Source organism: Rhodococcus sp. OK611, from assembly GCF_003050885.1.
Taxonomy (GTDB): Bacteria; Actinomycetota; Actinomycetes; order Mycobacteriales; family Mycobacteriaceae; genus Rhodococcus_G; species Rhodococcus_G oryzae.
Map to the genome: position 1 here is coordinate 1 of NZ_QAOZ01000011.1, position 17,229 is coordinate 17,229.

Annotated in this window: 12 protein-coding genes and 1 pseudogene; 5 read left to right on the top strand and 8 right to left on the bottom strand. The window is 68.0% G+C overall.

From position 1 onward, the window contains the following. The first annotated feature begins 225 nt into the window (after positions 1-225). Positions 226-1,965: a malto-oligosyltrehalose trehalohydrolase gene (gene treZ, locus C8K38_RS14740; RefSeq protein WP_097212232.1), complete on the top strand. Its 1,740-nt coding sequence runs from the start codon at positions 226-228 to the stop codon at positions 1,963-1,965. On the opposite strand, the gene C8K38_RS14745 is transcribed toward treZ, so the two are convergent. Further along, a complete protein-coding gene (locus C8K38_RS14745) occupies positions 1,962-3,488 on the bottom strand; it encodes an MFS transporter (RefSeq protein WP_179800574.1) in 1,527 nt (508 codons plus the stop codon). The two genes, treZ and C8K38_RS14745, sit on opposite strands and share 4 nt — an antisense overlap. A gap of 106 nt (positions 3,489-3,594) precedes the next feature. Between C8K38_RS14745 and C8K38_RS14750 the strand changes: the two genes are divergently transcribed. Beyond that, positions 3,595-4,143, top strand: a complete 549-nt coding sequence (locus tag C8K38_RS14750; RefSeq protein ID WP_097212230.1) for a TetR/AcrR family transcriptional regulator — start codon at positions 3,595-3,597, stop codon at positions 4,141-4,143. Between the two features lie 58 nt (positions 4,144-4,201). Here the strand turns inward: C8K38_RS14750 and gabT are convergent, their stop codons facing one another. Both gabT and C8K38_RS14760 read right to left on the bottom strand, forming a co-directional pair. Next, positions 4,202-5,557: a 4-aminobutyrate--2-oxoglutarate transaminase gene (gene gabT, locus C8K38_RS14755; RefSeq protein ID WP_097212200.1), complete on the bottom strand. Its 1,356-nt coding sequence runs from the start codon at positions 5,555-5,557 to the stop codon at positions 4,202-4,204. 40 nt (positions 5,558-5,597) lie between these two features. Further along, positions 5,598-7,028, bottom strand: a complete 1,431-nt coding sequence (locus C8K38_RS14760) for a gamma-aminobutyraldehyde dehydrogenase (protein ID WP_097212199.1) — start codon at positions 7,026-7,028, stop codon at positions 5,598-5,600. A 125-nt stretch (positions 7,029-7,153) separates the two neighbouring features. On the opposite strand from C8K38_RS14760, the gene C8K38_RS14765 reads away from it, so the two are divergent. Both C8K38_RS14765 and C8K38_RS14770 read left to right on the top strand, forming a co-directional pair. Further along, the gene (locus C8K38_RS14765; RefSeq protein WP_257017501.1) at positions 7,154-7,888 is read left to right on the top strand and encodes a hypothetical protein; all 735 of its coding nucleotides are present in this window, start codon (positions 7,154-7,156) and stop codon (positions 7,886-7,888) included. Positions 7,889-8,219: 331 nt separating this feature from the next. Next, positions 8,220-8,630, top strand: coding sequence for a hypothetical protein (locus tag C8K38_RS14770; RefSeq protein WP_257017500.1), 411 nt, complete (start codon positions 8,220-8,222; stop codon positions 8,628-8,630). 30 nt (positions 8,631-8,660) lie between these two features. Here C8K38_RS14770 and ilvA read toward each other — a convergent pair whose 3' ends face one another. From ilvA to C8K38_RS14785, 3 genes and pseudogenes are all read right to left on the bottom strand, one after another. Beyond that, positions 8,661-10,013 (bottom strand): threonine ammonia-lyase IlvA, encoded by a 1,353-nt coding sequence (gene ilvA, locus C8K38_RS14775; RefSeq protein ID WP_097212198.1) that lies wholly within the window; start codon positions 10,011-10,013, stop codon positions 8,661-8,663. 50 nt (positions 10,014-10,063) lie between these two features. Beyond that, positions 10,064-11,792: pseudogene (locus C8K38_RS14780) on the bottom strand (pyruvate dehydrogenase). Positions 11,793-11,806: 14 nt separating this feature from the next. Continuing rightward, positions 11,807-12,241 (bottom strand): nitroreductase family deazaflavin-dependent oxidoreductase, encoded by a 435-nt coding sequence (locus C8K38_RS14785; RefSeq protein WP_097212197.1) that lies wholly within the window; start codon positions 12,239-12,241, stop codon positions 11,807-11,809. Between the two features lie 111 nt (positions 12,242-12,352). On the opposite strand from C8K38_RS14785, the gene C8K38_RS14790 reads away from it, so the two are divergent. Continuing rightward, positions 12,353-12,610 (top strand): hypothetical protein, encoded by a 258-nt coding sequence (locus C8K38_RS14790; RefSeq protein WP_097212196.1) that lies wholly within the window; start codon positions 12,353-12,355, stop codon positions 12,608-12,610. On the opposite strand, the gene C8K38_RS14795 is transcribed toward C8K38_RS14790, so the two are convergent. Further along, positions 12,591-13,418 carry a TetR/AcrR family transcriptional regulator gene (locus C8K38_RS14795; RefSeq protein ID WP_257017499.1) on the bottom strand — a complete coding sequence of 276 codons (828 nt, stop codon included), beginning with the start codon at positions 13,416-13,418 and terminating at the stop codon, positions 12,591-12,593. The two genes, C8K38_RS14790 and C8K38_RS14795, sit on opposite strands and share 20 nt — an antisense overlap. A gap of 102 nt (positions 13,419-13,520) precedes the next feature. Then, positions 13,521-17,060: a DNA polymerase III subunit alpha gene (gene dnaE, locus C8K38_RS14800; RefSeq protein ID WP_097212194.1), complete on the bottom strand. Its 3,540-nt coding sequence runs from the start codon at positions 17,058-17,060 to the stop codon at positions 13,521-13,523. Positions 17,061-17,229 lie beyond the last annotated feature (169 nt).

Below are 17,229 nucleotides of genomic sequence, written 5' to 3' on the forward strand. Positions count from 1 at the left end.
ATGCTCTGGACCTCGAGGACCGGCACCACCGCCCTCACCCTCCCCACCGGCGCCCACGGCAGCCACACCATGAAGACACCCGCACCACCTATCTCTGGCCGCCGCGGCCACACCCCACGACCGAGCCCGGCCACGTCACCGGACCCGCCACCGTTCTGAGACCGAAACGCACCCGCACCGACTGCACCACGCCGTTCCTTGCGGCATGCTGGGGCAATGACTTCCGTGCATCGTTTCGAGGTCTGGGCACCGATCCCGCAGAAAGTGCAGCTACATCTCGACGGGGAGCTGCATCCGATGTCGCGGGACGAAGACGGCTGGTGGCGCGCCGCTGTCCCCGCGAACCGGGACAGCCGCTACGGCTTCGTCCTGGACGACGATCCCACGGTGCTCCCCGACCCGCGTTCGCCGCGCCAGCCCGACGGCGTGCACGCGCCCTCACAGCTGCACGAGGTAGACCCGGACGCCTGGACTGATCGCGAATGGACCGGACGCAGGCTCGCGGGCAGCGTGGCCTACGAACTGCACGTCGGAACCTTCACCCCCGAGGGCACCTTCGACGCCGCCATCGCCCACCTCGACCACCTCGTGGACCTCGGTGTCGGGTTCGTCGAACTGATGCCGGTGAACGGATTCAACGGCGAACACAACTGGGGCTACGACGGCGTCCTCTGGTACACCACGCACGAGCCCTACGGCGGACCAGACGGCCTGCAGCGGTTCGTCGACGCCTGCCACCGGCGCGGACTCGGGGTGATCCTCGACGTCGTCTACAACCACCTCGGCCCGTCCGGCAACTACCTCGACCGATACGGGCCCTACCTCGCGGACACCGAGAACCCCTGGGGCGCAGCGGTCAACATCGCGGGTCCGCTCTCGGGCGAGGTGCGCCGCTACATCATCGACAACGCGCTGCGCTGGCTGCGCGAGTTCCACATCGACGGACTACGCCTCGACGCCGTGCACGCGCTGGTCGATCTGACCGCCACCCATCTACTCGAAGACCTGTCCGTCGAAACCGAGACGCTGTCAACGCATCTGCGCAGGCCACTGACCCTGATCGCCGAGAGCGATCTCAACGATCCCGCCCTCATCGCGCCCCGGTCAGCGGGCGGCCACGGCCTCGACGCGCAGTGGAACGACGACATCCACCATGCCGTGCACGCCGCGGTGTCCGGCGAACGGCAGGGGTACTACGGCGATTTCGGCTCGATCCAGTGCCTCGCCACCACCCTGCGCCAGGGCTTCTTCCACGCGGGCACCTATTCCAGTTTCCGGGGCCGTACCCACGGCCGGCCGCTCGACGTGCGGCTGACGCCGGCCAGCTCGCTGCTCGCGTACACCTGCACGCACGACCAGGTGGGCAACCGCGCGACCGGTGATCGTCCGGGGCGCTACCTGAACCCGGGCCAGCTGGCCGTCCGGGCGGCGCTGGTGCTTGGCTCGCCGTACACCCCGATGCTGTTCATGGGTGAGGAATGGGGCGCGGCGACGCCCTTCCAGTTCTTCACCTCACACCCCGAACCGGAGCTCGCCGAGGCCACCGCCTCCGGTCGCAGGCGCGAGTTCGCCGAGCACGGCTGGGAGGTCGGCGCCATCCCAGACCCGCAGGACCCGCAGACCTTCCTGCGGTCGAAGCTGAACTGGGACGAGATCGCGGTGCCCGAGCACCGGCGGCTCCTGGAGTGCTATCGCGCCCTGATCGCTGTGCGAGCCGCGCGATCCGACCTGACCGATCCGTGGCTCGAGCACCTGGTCGTCGACTACGACGAGGACGAGCGGTGGATCGTGCTGCACCGCGGCAGCATTCGGATTGCCTGCAACCTCGGTCCGGACCCGGTGACGGTCCCGGTCGGCGGCCACCCACTGTTGTGGTGGGAGCCGCCGACCCAGGATGCCACCGGGTCGGCGACCGTCGTCCCCGGACATTCCTTCGCGATCCTCGACGCGGGAAGCGCCGACTAGCGCGAGCGCATCATCCGGTACACCAGTACCGCGTTGGCGAACAGGATGATCGCGGTGGCGGCCGCCGCCACGTGCATGCCACTGACGAAGGACAGGTGCGCGGAATCGAGCAGCTGCGCTCCCACCATGTCCGGGGCGGACTTGGCCACACTCACCGCGCCGCCGAGGGTTTCCTGAGCGGAGTGAGCGTCGTCCGTGCCGAGCGCCGACACGTCGAGTCCCTTGCGGAAGATGGCCAGTACCACGCTGCCCAGGACCGCCACACCCAGTGCGACACCGAGCTCGTACGCCGTCTCGGACACCGCCGACGCCGCACCCGCGCGCTCCGGCTCCACCGAGCCGACCACCAGGTCGGAGGTCAGTGTCAGCGCGATGCCGACACCGGAGCCGGTCAGCATGAACGCGACGATGAACAGTCCCGCGCCGCCATCGGCGTGCAGCCACAGCATCGTGGCCGCACCGATCGACGAGACCGCCAGCCCGATACTGAGCACCACGCTCGGCTGCCAACGACGGACGAACCAGGCGGCCGCCAGCGAGAAGACAACGCTCATGGCCGTGCCCGGCAGCATCAACAGGCCCGCCTGCAAAGGCGTCTTGCCCAGTACCAGCTGCAGGTACTGCGACCCGAAGAACAGCACGCCGGACAGCGCGAACACCGAGAGCAGGTTCGTGACCACCGCGGTCGAGAACGCGGGGCGCGCGAACAGGCTCAGGTCGAGCATCGGATCCGGGAGGGTGCGCTGCCGGTGGATGAAGGCCCATCCGGCGGCCACGCCCACCGCGCCGATCGCCGCGAGGGCCACGGTCGGGCCGTGCACGACCGACTCCTTGACGGCGTACACCAGCGGGATCATCGCCAGCATCGACAGGCCGGCACTCACCAGGTCGAAGCGGCCCGGGTTGGGGTCCTTCGCCTCCGCGATCACCATCGGACCGACGACGATGAGCACCGCCATCACCGGGATGTTGATCAGGAACACCGAGCCCCACCAGAAGTGCTCGAGCAGCCAGCCGCCGACCAGCGGCCCCGCCGCGGCACCACCACCGGCCATCGCACCCCACACGCCGATCGCGGTGGTCCGCTGACGCGGGTTGACGAAGATGGTGCGGATCAGGCCCAGCGTCGCAGGCATCAGCGTGGCACCCGAGATGCCCTGCAGCACGCGGGCCGCGATCAGCATCTCCGGGCTCACCGACCAGGCGGCGATCATCGACGCGATGCCGAAGCCGGCGGCGCCGATCAGCAGCAGCCGACGCCTACCGATCCGGTCACCGAGGGTGCCCATCGTGATGAGAAGTCCGGCGAGCACGAACGAGTAGACGTCGATGATCCAGAGCAGCTGTGTACTGCTCGGCGCGAGGTCCGCGCTGATGGACGGCATGGCCAGGTCCAGGACCGTCGCGTCGACCGAGATCAGCAGGACGGAGAAGGCGAGGACGACCAGACCGAGCCAGTCACGGGCGCTCGCCCGCACCTCTGTCGGATCGAACGTCGGGCCCTTGCCCGCGATGACAGACACGATTACTCCCAAAAGTGTTGATTAAAGAAAACCGACTGAACCGTCCAGCCGGTACAGTCGCTCACTCAGGTTAGCAGCCAACCGTCCAGCCGGTACAGTGATCCTCGTGACAGACAAGGCGGCAACTGGAACCCGCGACCGCATCCTCGACGCGCTGGAGCGACTACTGCTCGAACGCGGGCTCTCCCAGATCACCCTCGAGGCCGTGGCCGCCGAGGCGAGCGTTTCCAAGGGCGGACTGCTCTACCATTTCCGCAGCAAGGACGCCCTGCTCGCGGGCATGGTCCGTCGCCTCGGCGAGCGCTCCGACCAGCAGCTCGCGGAGGCGGGCACCTCGGTCTCCGAGTGGTACCTGCAGACCGTGGACGCCAACACCACCAACGAGCTCGCGCTCTTCCAGTCCACGATCGCCGCGCTGCGCTCGGTGGACGGCCAGCCGGGTGAGATCCAGCAGGCAGTCATCGACATGATGCGGTCCTGGGACGAGGGCCTGCGGGCCGAGTTCGACGACCCGGTCCAGGCCGAGATCGTGCGGCTCGTCGGCGACGGCATCTACCTCGCGGCGCTCCTCGGCCTGCCCCAGCCCGACCCCGAGCTGTATGGCAAGGTCGTGGACCGCCTACTCGGCCGCGAGGGCCACGCCGAGCCGGTCTGACGACGGCCTCCCCTTCGTATCGAACGCGACGGAGAGAAGGCGGCCGGTCGTAGATGGTTCAGCCACCGTTGCTCCCTGCCAGAGATCTGATGACTGTTTCGAGCACGTCGAGGGCCTCGCCGAGCAGGTCCTCGCCGATCACCAGCGGCGGGACCAGCCGGATCACATTGCCGTAGGTGCCGCAGATCAGCACGATGACGCCCTGCTGGAACGCCTGTGCCGCAATGGCCTTGGTGATGTCCGGGTCCGGCTCGATGCCGCCCGGCCGGACGAACTCCATCGCCTGCATGGCCCCGCGGCCCCGCACCTCGCCGATCACGTCGACCTCGGCCGCCAGCGCCCGCAGCCGGCGCTGCGACAGCTCCCCGATCTGCCGAGCGCGTCCGGGCAGATCCAGCTCGCGCATCGACTCGATCGCGGCGAGCGCCGCCGCACAGGCGATCGGGTTGCCACCGTAGGTGCCGCCGAGCCCGCCGGGATGCACCGCGTCGAGCAGCTCGGCCCGGCCGGTGATCGCGGCGAGGGGCAGGCCGCCCGCGATGCCCTTGGCCATCGTGATGATGTCCGGCACGATGGCCTCGTCCTCGCTGGCGAACCAGGCGCCGGTGCGGGCGAAGCCGGTCTGCACCTCGTCGGCGATGAAGACGACCCCGTTCGACCGTGCCCAGTTGGCCAGCTCGGGCAGGAATCCCGGTGCGGGCACGATGAATCCGCCCTCGCCCTGAATCGGTTCGATGATCATCGCCGCCACCGTGTCGGCACCGATCTGCTTCTCGATCTGGCTGATGACCCGGCGTGCCGACTCGGCGCCGCCGAGTCCGGCCTCGTCGCGGAACGGATAGGACATCGACATCCGGTAGATCTCCGGGGCGAACGGACCGAAGTTCGCCTTATAGGGCATCGCCTTCGCGGTCAACGCCATCGTCAAGTTCGTGCGTCCGTGGTAAGCGTGATCGAAGCAGACGACGGCGTTTCTACCGGTGGCCAGCCGCGCCACCTTGACCGCGTTCTCGACCGCCTCCGCGCCGGAATTGAACAGCACCGAACGCTTTTCGTGGGTGCCCGGGGTCAACACCGCCAACTCCTCGGCAACCGCGATGTACCCCTCGTATGGGGTGACCATGAAACAGGTGTGCGCGAAATGCGCGGCCTGCTCGGAGACCGCCTGTGCGACCGCAGGGTTGGAGGCACCCACGCTGTTGACCGCGATGCCGGCCCCCATGTCGATGAGCGAGTTGCCGTCCACGTCGACAAGGACGCCGCCGTCGGCATCCACCGCGTAGACGGGAACGCTCGACCCGACCCCCGCCGCCACGGAGGCCTTGCGGCGGGCGGTGAGAGCCTGTGATCTCGGCCCGGGCAGCGGAGTACGAAGCGTCCGTTCCTGCGGCAGTCGGTACCGGAGTACATCCATGGTGTCGGTCCTCGATGTGCGGGAGCGGAGGGAATCACGCTCAGTCGTTGGCACTCATGACGTGCTTGATTCGGGTGTAGTCCTCGACCCCGTAAGCCGAGAGGTCCTTGCCGTAACCGGAGCACTTGAAGCCGCCGTGGGGCATTTCCGCGACGAACTGAATGTGGCAGTTCACCCACACCGCCCCGAAATCGAGTGCGGCGGACATCCGCTGGACAGTCCCGTGGTCCCTCGTCCACACGCTCGAGGCCAGACCGAACCGGACATCGTTGGCGAGTTCGACGGCCTGATCCTCGTCGGCGAAGGGCTGGACGGTCAGCACCGGGCCGAAGGTCTCCTCCTGAACGATGTCGTCGTCCTGTCGCACGCCGGTGACGACGGTCGGTTCGAGGAAGAAACCCTTCTCCCCCAACCGCTTTCCACCGGTGACGATCCTCGCGTACCCGGGCAGCGAGGCGATCTTGCCGGTCACCGCAGCGAATTGGTTGACATTGTTGAGTGGCCCGTAGAAGGTGTCCGGGTCGGTGGGCAGCCCGGCCTTGAGGCCCTTCGCCTTGGCCACCAGCGCCTCGACGAACTCGTCGTGGATCGACTCGTGCACCAGCACCCTCGTCGCGGCCGTGCAATCCTGGCCCCCGTTGAAGAACGCCGCCTCGGCGATCCCACCCGCGGCCTTGTCGACGTCGACGTCCGCGAACACCACCGCGGGAGCCTTGCCGCCTAGCTCGAGGTGGGCCCGCTTGAGCTGCTTCGCCGCCGACACCGCCACCGCGATACCCGCGCGGACCGACCCGGTGATCGAGACCAGGCCGAGGTCGGGATGCTCGACCAGGGTCGCGCCGGTGCCGCCGTTGCCGAGCACGACATTCAGCACACCGTCGGGCAGGATGCCCTTCGAGAGCCGGGCGAGAACCAGCGTGCTCTCGGGGGTGGTGTCGCTCGGCTTGAGCACCACCGTGTTCCCGGCGGCGACCGCGGGCCCGATCTTCCAGATGGCCATCAGGAACGGGTAGTTCCACGGCGTCACCTGACCGACCACGCCGATCGGTTCCCGCCGGACGTATGAGGTGAATCCGTCCTTGTACTCGCCAGCGGACCTGCCCTCGAGCATGCGAGCCGCGCCCGCGAAGAATCGGAGCTGATCCGCGCCGACCTTCACCACGACGGCGGCGATGACCGCCTTCGGCTGGCCGGTGTTACGGCACTCGGCATCGACGAGCTCGTCGCTGTGTGCCTCGATCGCATCAGCGAGCGCGAGCAGCGCGGCCTGCCTGACACCAGGGGTGGTCCGCCCCCACGACGTGAATGCCTCCCTGGCCGCGGCGACGGCGGAATCGATATCGGCCTTGGTGGAGATCGGCGCCCTGGCGACCACCGTCTCGTCCACCGGATTGACCACTTCGATCGAATCCGTTGCCGTCGAGGCCACGAAGCGACCGTTGACGTAGTTCTCGAGCAGTTCGACTGCCATTGGATTCCCACACCTCCTGGGACGGCTGCGAGTTCACGAGCTGGGACAAGTGTGCGCCACATCATCGCGCCCGCGCAGGAGTACTCGGGCCGAGCGGGAGGGGATCAGAGCGCTATCGTCGCGAGATGACGTGCAGCGCGGTGACCTCGTGGCGCGGTGGGCCGCTGACGCCCACCACGGCCGCCGACTCATCCGGATCCGTGACCGCGACGCCGATCTTGGACTGGTCCGCGCGCGATGTGGAGCGACTCTACGACCGCGTCCTCCTCGCACCGGAAGCTCCGGCGACGCCGACTTCCTTTCTCCGAACCGCGCACACCTGCGTCCGGCGCGAGGTTCGCGGCGTCTACGCACTCGATGACCAGCAACCGATGTCGACGACGATTGGCCGTGGCCGCGGCTCGTGCGGTCAGCGGCTGGCGATCGTCGAGGGGTTGGCCCGCCGGCATTCGATCCGCACCAGGGTTCGCGGCCTGGTCCTGCACGGCGAGTTCTGGTACCCCCGTTTCCGATACCTCCACGGCCTGGTTCCCGATCGAGTCCTGCTCGCCTGGCCGGAATTCCTGGTCGAAGGCCGGTGGCTCGACGCGTCCGAGATCTTCGACGGCGGCGACTGCACGATCGATGCGGAGCCCTTCGCCAACTGCGGAGAGGAGACACTGTTCGACGCGCTGGCACGGGCCCCCATCAACTGGGGCGGGCAGTCGTCTCGGTCGTGCCTGGACCTGTCCGGTTTCGTGGCCGCGAACCTAGGCACGTTCGACTCGCGGGACGAGCTGTTCGGGACCTACGGCCAGACGATCGCGCGCCCGATCCGAGCGATAATCGAACCGTTCTTCAGCCGGTGGAATGCCCGGTGACGCCTACTCGCCCGGCCGGCAGAAGCGGGTTGCCCTCTGCGAGTTCACCTTCGGTCAGCACGCGGGATTCCTGGCCGGCGGCGCACCCTCGCCGGCAGTTATGACAGGAGCCCGTTCGGGCATCAGATGCCGCCTCCTGAGTCCCATCACAGTAGCCGGAACTGCACTGCTCAGAGGCGGTTTCGGCAGAAAACGTCGCCGGCCGTGATCGCGATCGTGGACATCTGGAGGATGGCTATTCGGGCAGCTCGGCGGTTATCATTCGAAGCGATGTTCCGGACGGTCTTAGACCAGATCGGGGCCGTCTCCTTGGAATGAGAGGAGCCCCCAAGTGAAACTTCACAAAGGCACGACGCTCTCCGTATTGGTCATCGCGACGATGGGGATCGGCGCCGGTACTTCCTACGCCGCACCGCCGCCCCCGGATGACACGACCATCACCTACCAGGCCCCCGAGAGCCCGGATCCGCTGACCGGTGTGCTCGAACCCCACGAGGTGTACAGCCAGGCTGCCTACGACAACCTGGTCACGCAGTTCGAGATCGGTTGGATGGGTGGTGGAAACATCAACGCGAACATCGGGGCCGGCGTCGGAGCCGTGGTCGGCTGCGTCCTGTTCCTGTTCGTCGGTTGTATCCCCGGGGCCGTGATCGGCGGCGCGGCAGGCGCCATCAGCGGTTCGAGCAATGCGAATCCCGCTCTGGCACCCGCCTTCTTCGACTTCGTGCGGACCCTCCCCTGACCCGACCGGTCAGCCCGACTCACGCCCTGCCTACGTGAGGTAGCGGTAGGCAGGCGAGCCGGGCTCGAGCTGCTCGACGTGCATACCGGATCCGTGCATTCGCTCCAGGAGCGAGTCCAGGCCAGCGGCCGAGCCGAGCTCGATGCCCACCAGCGCCTCGCCGGTCTCCCGGTTGTTCCGCTTGACGTATTCGAAGAGGGTGATGTCGTCCTCAGGACCGAGCACCTCGTCGAGGAACCGACGCAGCGAACCCGGCTCCTGCGGGAAGTCCACAAGAAAGTAGTGCTTGAGCCCGAGGTGGACCAGCGAACGCTCGAGGATCTCGCCGTAGCGCGACACGTCGTTGTTGCCGCCTGAGATCAGGCAGACCACCGTGCTCCCCGGCTCGACCTTCACCAGCTCCAGTGCCGCCACCGACAGCGCACCCGACGGCTCGGCGATGATGCCCTCGTTCTGGTAGAGACCGAGCAGCGCAGTACAGACCGCGCCCTCGTCGGTGTGGATCATGGCGAACGTACCTTCGCCCGGGATGCCGGAGCGCGGCTGGGCCATCAGCGGCAGCGAACCGTGCGAGACGATGCCTGCGCCCAGCGCGGCCATCACCTCGAACGGCAGGTCGCCGATCCGACGGACGGCCGTTCCGTCCACGAAGGGGTCGATCTCGGGCAGCGTCACCGGGCCACCCGCGACGAGCGCGGCCGTCATCGATGCGGCGCCGCTCGGCTCGACGCCGACGATCGCGGTGTGCGGGGAACGCTCGTGCAGGTACGTGGCGATTCCCGCGATCAGCCCGCCGCCGCCGACGGGGACGATCACCGTGCCCGGCTGCTCGCCGAGCTGTTCGACGATCTCGGCCGCGATGGTGCCCTGGCCTGCCGCTGTTCGCGGGTCGTCGAAGGGCGGCACCATCGTCGCGCCGGTCCGCGCGACGTCCTCCTTGGCCGCCGCCGCGGCCGCGTCATAGGTCTTGCCGGTGGCGATCAACTCGACAAACGTGCCGCCGTGCGCCTTGATCCGGTCACGCTTCTGCCGCGGCGTGTTCGCGGGCACGTAGATCCGGCCGCGGATCTGCATCGTCCGACACGCGTAGGCCACGCCCTGCGCGTGGTTGCCCGCGCTGGCACACACCACGCCCGACTCCCGCTCCTGCGCCGTGAGCTGGACCATCAGGTTGTAGGCGCCGCGCAGCTTGAACGACCGGACGACCTGCAGGTCCTCGCGCTTGAGGTACACCTTGGCACCCGTGGCCGCCGACAGCCGCTCGCTGAACTGGAGCGGGGTCACCGCGACGACGTCGGAAATTCGCCTCTGGGCAGCATCGATCTCGTCCGCATCGAGCGGCAGAGTGGCCATCAGGTCGGCGAGTTCCGGGGATTTCGACACCTCAATATGCTGCCACCTGCGCTCGCGGGTCGGCGACCCGACCCGGCATCTCAGCCCCGGGGGTCGAACTGGGAGGGCCTGGGAATGTTCCGCAGATTGGATTTCGCCATCTGCACGGCCTCACCGACCCCGCCGTTCATCACCATCTTCGACATCGCGAGGGCAAAGCCCTTGACCTGCCCGCCGGTGATCGACGGCGGCAGCGACAGCGCATTCGGATCGGTCACGAGGTCGACCAACGCAGGGCCCGGATGCGCCAGCGCCTCCCGCAGGCCGGTCCCGATGTCCCCGAGCACTTCGTGCAGGGAGGTACCCCCAACCGAAATCGGGCAGCCCGTCGACCAGCATCTCGAGCTTGACCATCCCGAGGGTCGAGTTGTTGAACACCACGATCTTGACGGGGATCCGGAACGAGGCGACGGTGACGAGCTCGCCGAGCAGCATCGACAGCCCACCGTCGCCGGACACCGAGATCACCTGCCGGTCCGGCGCGGCGAGCTGCGCTCCGATCGCGTGCGGGAGCGCGTTGGCCATCGAGCCGTGCAGCGCCGACGACAGGAAACGCCGCGACCCGTTCGGGTTCAGATAGCGCGCGGTCCACACGTTGCACATCCCGGTGTCGGCGGTGAACACCGCATCCTCCGCCGCAAGGTCGTCGAGGATCGACGCCGCGTATTCCGGATGGATCGGCGTGCGCTGCTTGACCGGGCTGGTGTACGCCCCGACCACCTTCTCCATCAGGGTGCGGTGCCGATCGAGCGACCGTTCGAGGAACTCCCGGTCGGTCTTGCGGTGCACCAGGGGGTTCAGCGCCCGCAGCGTGCTGACCGTGTCGCCGTGCACCGCCAGATCCAGGCTCGTGCGCCTGCCCAGCTTCTCCCTGGCGACGTCGATCTGCGCGGTGCGGACGTCGTCGGGCAGGAACTGGTCGTACGGGAAGTCGGTGCCCACCAGGAGCAACAGGTCCGCCCCGTGCATGCCGTCGTGCGCGGCGCCGTAGCCGAGCAGGCCGGTCATGCCGACGTCGAACGGGTTGTCGTACTGGATCCACTCCTTGCCCCGCAGCGTGTGGCCCATCGGCGCGGCAGCGGTGTCGGCGAGAGCCAGCAGCTCGTCCCTCGCCTCGCGGACCCCCGCGCCCGCGAAGATCGCGACCCGCTCGGCGGCGTTGATCGCGTCGGCGAGGGCCCGGACGTCGGCGTCGGCGGGCACGACCGCCGGCGGCCGCGTCTTGACCAGCGTCGGCGGGGTGCCCGCGGCCGGAAGGTCGGCGATGTCGCCTGGCACCGTGATCACCGCGACTCCCGACCGGCCGAGCGCGTGCTGCATCGCGGTGTGCACGATCCGCGGCGACTGTGCGGGGGTGCTGATCATCTCCGCGTACTGCGAGCAGTCGACGAACAGCCGGTCCGGGTGGGTCTCCTGGAAGTAGCCGGTACCGATCTGGGTGCTCGGGATGTGCGAGGCGATGGCGAGCACCGGCGCCCCCGATCTGTTCGCGTCGTACAGCCCGTTGATCAGGTGCAGGTTGCCGGGCCCGCAGGATCCCGCGCAGACGGCCAGCTCGCCGGTGATCTGCGCTTCGGCTGACGCCGCGAACGCCGCCGCCTCCTCGTGCCGGACGTGAACCCAGTCGATGCCGCCCGCGCCCGCGCCGCCGGTGCGGCGGACCGCGTCGACGATCGGGTTGAGGCTGTCACCCACGATGCCGTAGATCCGGCGGACGCCCGCGGCGACGAGCTGGGACACGATCTGGTCTGCAACGGTCTCCGCGGCCACGGCGGCCCTCCTGGCTACTGAGGGGTGAGCACGAATACGGGGATCTGGCGGTCGGTCTTCTTCTGGTACTCCGCGTAGTCGGGCCAGACCGCGACGGCACGCTCCCACCACACGGCCTTCTCCTCGCCGGTGACCTCGCGGGCGATCATGTCCCACTTGGCGGGGCCGTCCTGCAGCTCGACGTGCGGATCCGCGACGACGTTGTGGTACCAGACCGGATGCTTCGGCGCGCCACCGAGCGAGGCGACGATCGCGTACTCCCCGTCGTGCTCGACGCGCATCAGCGGAGCCTTGCGGAGCTTGCCGGACTTGGCGCCCTTGGTGGTGAGCAGGACCACCGGTTTGCCCTGCATGGTGGTGCCCTTGGTTCCACCGGAGCTCTCGTACAGGGCGGCCTGATCGGCGGACCACTTCGTCGGACTGGGCTCGTACTCTCCTGTCAGCGGCATGCCACCAGTGAACACCTCGTGCCACTGCGGTGCAGCCCGACCGGCCGAAGTCAGCCCGGCGAACTCAAGTGTTCGTTGGACCGAACTTCGATCTCCTAGTAGCCTGAACTCATGACCACCGCCGACTTCGCCACCACGCCGCACCGAAGCGCGCGCGGCCGTGGCGCCTCGGTGAATCTGGCGGGTACCGAATGGCCGCTCTACAAGCTCGAAGCGCTGGCCGCGGGCCTGCTGGTGTTCGTCGCCCTGCTCGTCATCACCCAGGCGATGCAGCCCACGGTGCTGGCGGCCGCCGCGGCCACCGTGGTCGTGTGGTGGGCACGTCGCCTGTACTGGGCAGGCGACAGGGTCACGCGGTCCGGCCGCTAGCCACAGCCACCTGGGCCGAGCGGTTGCGCTCGATGCCGTCCAGCAGCACGTCGAGCCCGACGGCGAAGTTCTCGGTCGCCTCGTCCTCGAGATCCGGCGCCCGACCGCCCTCCAGGAACGCGTCCCGCTCCTCCGCGGCGGCCTCGACCCCGAGTCGCACCAGCATCGGAAAGCGTTCGGCGAAGTCCGGGGCCACCTGCTGCAGAAGTGCGGACCGCGTCGACCACCACTGCTCGTCCGACATCCCGGTCGCGGCGGCCGCCCGCCGCGAGTCTGCGACGGCCGCGGCGGCGCCGCGCACGAAGTGGAACAGCGCGCCGACGACCCGGCGCAGGACCCGAGCGGACAGTCCGGCCTCGAACAGGATCCGCACCAGCGCCTCGAGGACGGCCTGCTCGTCGGGTCCGAGCACCGGGCGCGCATAGGAGACCGTCAGCGTCCACGGATGCCGGATGTAGAAGGCCCACAGGTCCCTGGCCCACGATGTGACGGCCGGACGCCAACCCTCCGCGAGGTCGTAGTGGGTCGGCAGCTCGCCGTGTGCCCTGTCGTACATCAGGTCCACCAGCTCGGCCTTGCTCGGCACGTAGGTGTACAGCGCCATCGCCGTGCGCCCCAGCCGGGCGCCGACCGCACGCATGGACAGACCCGCCATCCCGGCTTCGTCCGCCACCTCGATGGCGGCCGCGACGATCTCGTCCACGGTCAGCGCCTGCCTCGGCCCCGGCGCGGATCTCGGGACCTCCGGCGCCCGCCACAGCAGCGCCATCGATCGGGCTGCATCGCTGTGACCTGTACCTACACTCACCGAACTCAACTCCTTACGGGGTAAGCAATCGCGATCATTGTTGCCTTACGCCGTAAAGGGATACGCGACGGCCTGCCGTGTGCGGCGCTACCCCGGTCCGGCTCAGCCGGCCAGGCAGCCCGGACCGAGCAACGCCTTCAGGTCACCCATCAACGCGGAGGACGGTTCGACTCGCAGGCTGTCGTCCAGTTTGAGGGTGGTGATCCGGTCGCCGCTGATCAATCGCAGGTGCACGTCCGAGGTGCCCGGGTGGCGGGTCAGCACCTGCTTGAGCGCGCCGACCTTGTCCTCGGTGCACAGCCGCGTCGGCAGGCTCACCGCCACCGGCTTGGCCACCCCGACCGCGGACAGGTCCGGCACCGCGAGGTCGTTGCCGATCAGCGACATCCGATCGTCACGGATCGAGACCCTCGCCTTCACCAGCACGATGGCGTCTTCCGAGATGTCCATGCCGTAGACCGAGTAGGCCTGCGGGAAGAACAGCACCTCGATGCCGCCGACGAGGTCCTCGAGCTGGATGATGGCCCAGGTCAGACCATTCTTGTTCACCCGCCGGTCCACGGAGGCGATGATGCCACCCAGAGTCACCTGGGCGCCGTCCTTGACCTCGCCCTCGAGGATCGAGGCGATCGAGGTGTCGGACTGCTGCCGGAGGATGTGCTCGACCCCGTTGAGCGGGTGCCCGGAGACATAGAGCCCCAACATCTCCCGCTCCAACGCGAGGCGGTGCTTGGTTTCCCACTCCTCCTCCGGGACCCGGATCGCGAACACCGACGACAGCGACTCATCGGCACCGCCCGCGTCCCCGAACAGGTCGAACTGCCCGACCGCCTCGGCCTTCTTGGTGCCGAGGACCGACTCGATGGCGTCGGTGTGGATCAGGAACAGGCCCTTGCGAGGATGCTCGAGCGAGTCGAACGCCCCCGACTTGATCAGCGACTCGGTGACCTTCTTGTTGCAGGCGATTACATCGATCTTGTTGAGATAGTCGGAGAAATCGGTGAATTTCCCCTTCTCGGTGCGCGCGTTGATGATCGAGGCCACCACATTCGCGCCGACATTGCGCACCGCGCCCATGCCGAACCGGATGTCGCTGCCGACCGAGGCGAAGTTGACCGCCGACTCGTTCACGTCCGGTGGCAGCACCGTGATGCCCATCTTCCGGCAGTCCGCCAGGTAGATCGCGGACTTGTCCTTGTCGTCGCCGACCGAGGTGAGCAGACCGGCCATGTACTCGGCCGGGTAGTTGGCCTTGAGGTACGCAGTCCAGTAGGAGACGAGGCCGTAGCCCGCGGAGTGCGACTTGTTGAACGCGTAGCCGGCGAACGGCAGCACCGTGTCCCACAGCGCCTTGATGGCGGCCTCACCGAAATCGTTGTCGAGCATGCCCTGACGGAATCCGGCGTACGCCTTCTCCAGTTCCGAGAGCTTCTTCTTACCCATCGCGCGGCGCAGCAGGTCGGCCTGGCCCAGCGAATACCCCGCCACCTTCTGCGCCAGGTGCATGATCTGCTCCTGGTAGATGATCAGTCCGTAGGTCTCCGAGAGGATGTCCTTGAGCGGCTCCTCCAGCTCCGGGTGAATCGGGCTGACCTCCTCGAGCGCGTTCTTGCGCTTGGCGTAGGAGGTGTGCGCGTTCATGCCCATCGGCCCGGGACGATAGAGCGCGAGGGCGGCGACGATGTCGCCGAAGCCGGTCGGCTGCATCAGCTTCAGCAGCTCGCGCATGCCGCCGCCGTCGAGCTGGAAGACTCCGAGGGTGTCCCCGCGCGAGAGCAGCTCGAAGGTGGCCGGGTCGTCCATCGGGATGGTGTCCAGGTCGAGGTCGATGCCCCGGTTCGCCTTGATGTTCTCGAGCGCGTCGCCGATGACCGTCAGGTTCCGCAGACCCAGGAAGTCCATCTTGAGCAGGCCGATGTCCTCACACGACGGGTAGTCCCAGCCGGTGATGATCGCGCCGTCCTGCGCGCGCTTCCACACGGGGATCGCGTCGGTGAGCGGCTCGGACGACATGATCACCGCGCAGGCGTGCACGCCGGCGTTGCGGATCAGGCCCTCCAGACCCTTGGCGGTCTGATAGATCTTCGCGACGTCCGGGTTGGAGTCGATCAGCGCGCGGACCTCGACGGCCTCCTTGTAGCGCTCGTGCTCAGGGTCGGTGATGCCCGAGACCGAGATGTCCTTGGCCATGATCGGCGGCGGCAGCGCCTTGGTGATCTGATCGGCGATCGCGAAGCCCGGCTGGCCGAACTGGACTCGGGCCGAGTCCTTGATCGCGGCCTTCGTCTTGATGGTGCCGAACGTGATGACCTGGGCGACGCGGTCACTGCCCCACTTCTCGGTGGCGTAGCGGACCATCTCCCCGCGGCGGCGATCATCGAAGTCGATGTCGATATCGGGCATCGAGACGCGCTCGGGGTTGAGGAACCGCTCGAACAGCAGACCATGCGGAATGGGGTCGATGTTGGTGATGCCCATCGCATAGGCGACGAGCGAGCCTGCCGCGCTGCCACGGCCGGGGCCGACGCGGATGCCGACCTCCTTGGCGTGGTTGATCAGGTCACCGACGACGAGGAAGTAGGCCGGGAAGCCCATCTCGTTGATGACGTCGATCTCGTAGTCGGCGCGCTCGAGGTACTCCTGCGGCGGGCCGCCGGGGAAGCGGCGGTCCAGCCCGGTCAGCACCTCCTTCCGCAGCCAGCTGGCCTGGGTTTCACCCTCGGGCACCGGGAAGATCGGCATTCGGTCGCGGTGCTTCCAGACATCGTCGTAGGGCTGGATGCGCTCGGCGATCAGCAGAGTCGAGTCGCAGGCGCCCGGGACCTCGTCGTCCCAGATCGCCCGCATCTCCTCGGCCGACTTGAGGTAGTAGCCGTCACCGTCGAACTTGAACCGGGTGGGGTCGCTGAGCGTCTTGCCGGTCTGGATGCAGAGCAGCGCCTCGTGGTTCTCGGCGGCGTCCTTGGTGACGTAGTGGCAGTCGTTGGTCGCGAGCGGCGGGATGCCCAGCTGACGGCCGATGTCGAGCAGCCCCTCACGCACGCGGCGCTCGATGGACAGTCCGTGGTCCATCAGCTCGAGGAAGAAATTGTCCTTGCCCCAGATCTCCTGCCACTTCGCGGCAGCCTCGAGGGCCTCGCGGTCGTGGCCGAGCCGCAGCCGGGTCTGTACCTCGCCGGAGGGGCAACCGGTGGTCGCGATGATCCCCTCGTGGTGTTCGGCGATGATCTCCTCGTCCATCCGGGCCCACTTGCCGAGCTGGCCCTCGATCGAGGCGCGGGAGGAGAGCTTGAACAGGTTCCGCACGCCGGTCGCGTTCTCCGCGAGCATCGTCATGTGGGTGTAGGCGCCGCTACCGGAGACGTCGTCGGACTTCTGGCTCCGGTCACCCCACAGCACGCGCTTGGTGTTGAAGCGGGACTCAGGGGCGATGTACGCCTCGATCCCGATGATCGGGGTGATGTCGTGCTTCTTGGCCTCGTTGTAGAACTCGCTGGCTCCGAACATGTTGCCGTGGTCGGTCATCCCCACCGCGGTCATGCCCAGCCGCTGAGCTTCCTTGAACATCGGACCGACCTTGGCCGCACCGTCGAGCATCGAATACTCAGTGTGATTGTGCAGATGCACGAACGAGTCAGCCACGCGCGCCTCTCTAGCTCTCGAAGGACGTGGAGCGCCCCGATGTTTTCAGCGACCTCATAACTAGCGAACCGAGTGTAGGCGCTGGGGCCGACAGCTTCGGTCACCCGCGCCGAGGCGGAGCGCGGCGGGCGGTGTGTTGCTCACGACCCCTCACCTCGATCGGAGATAC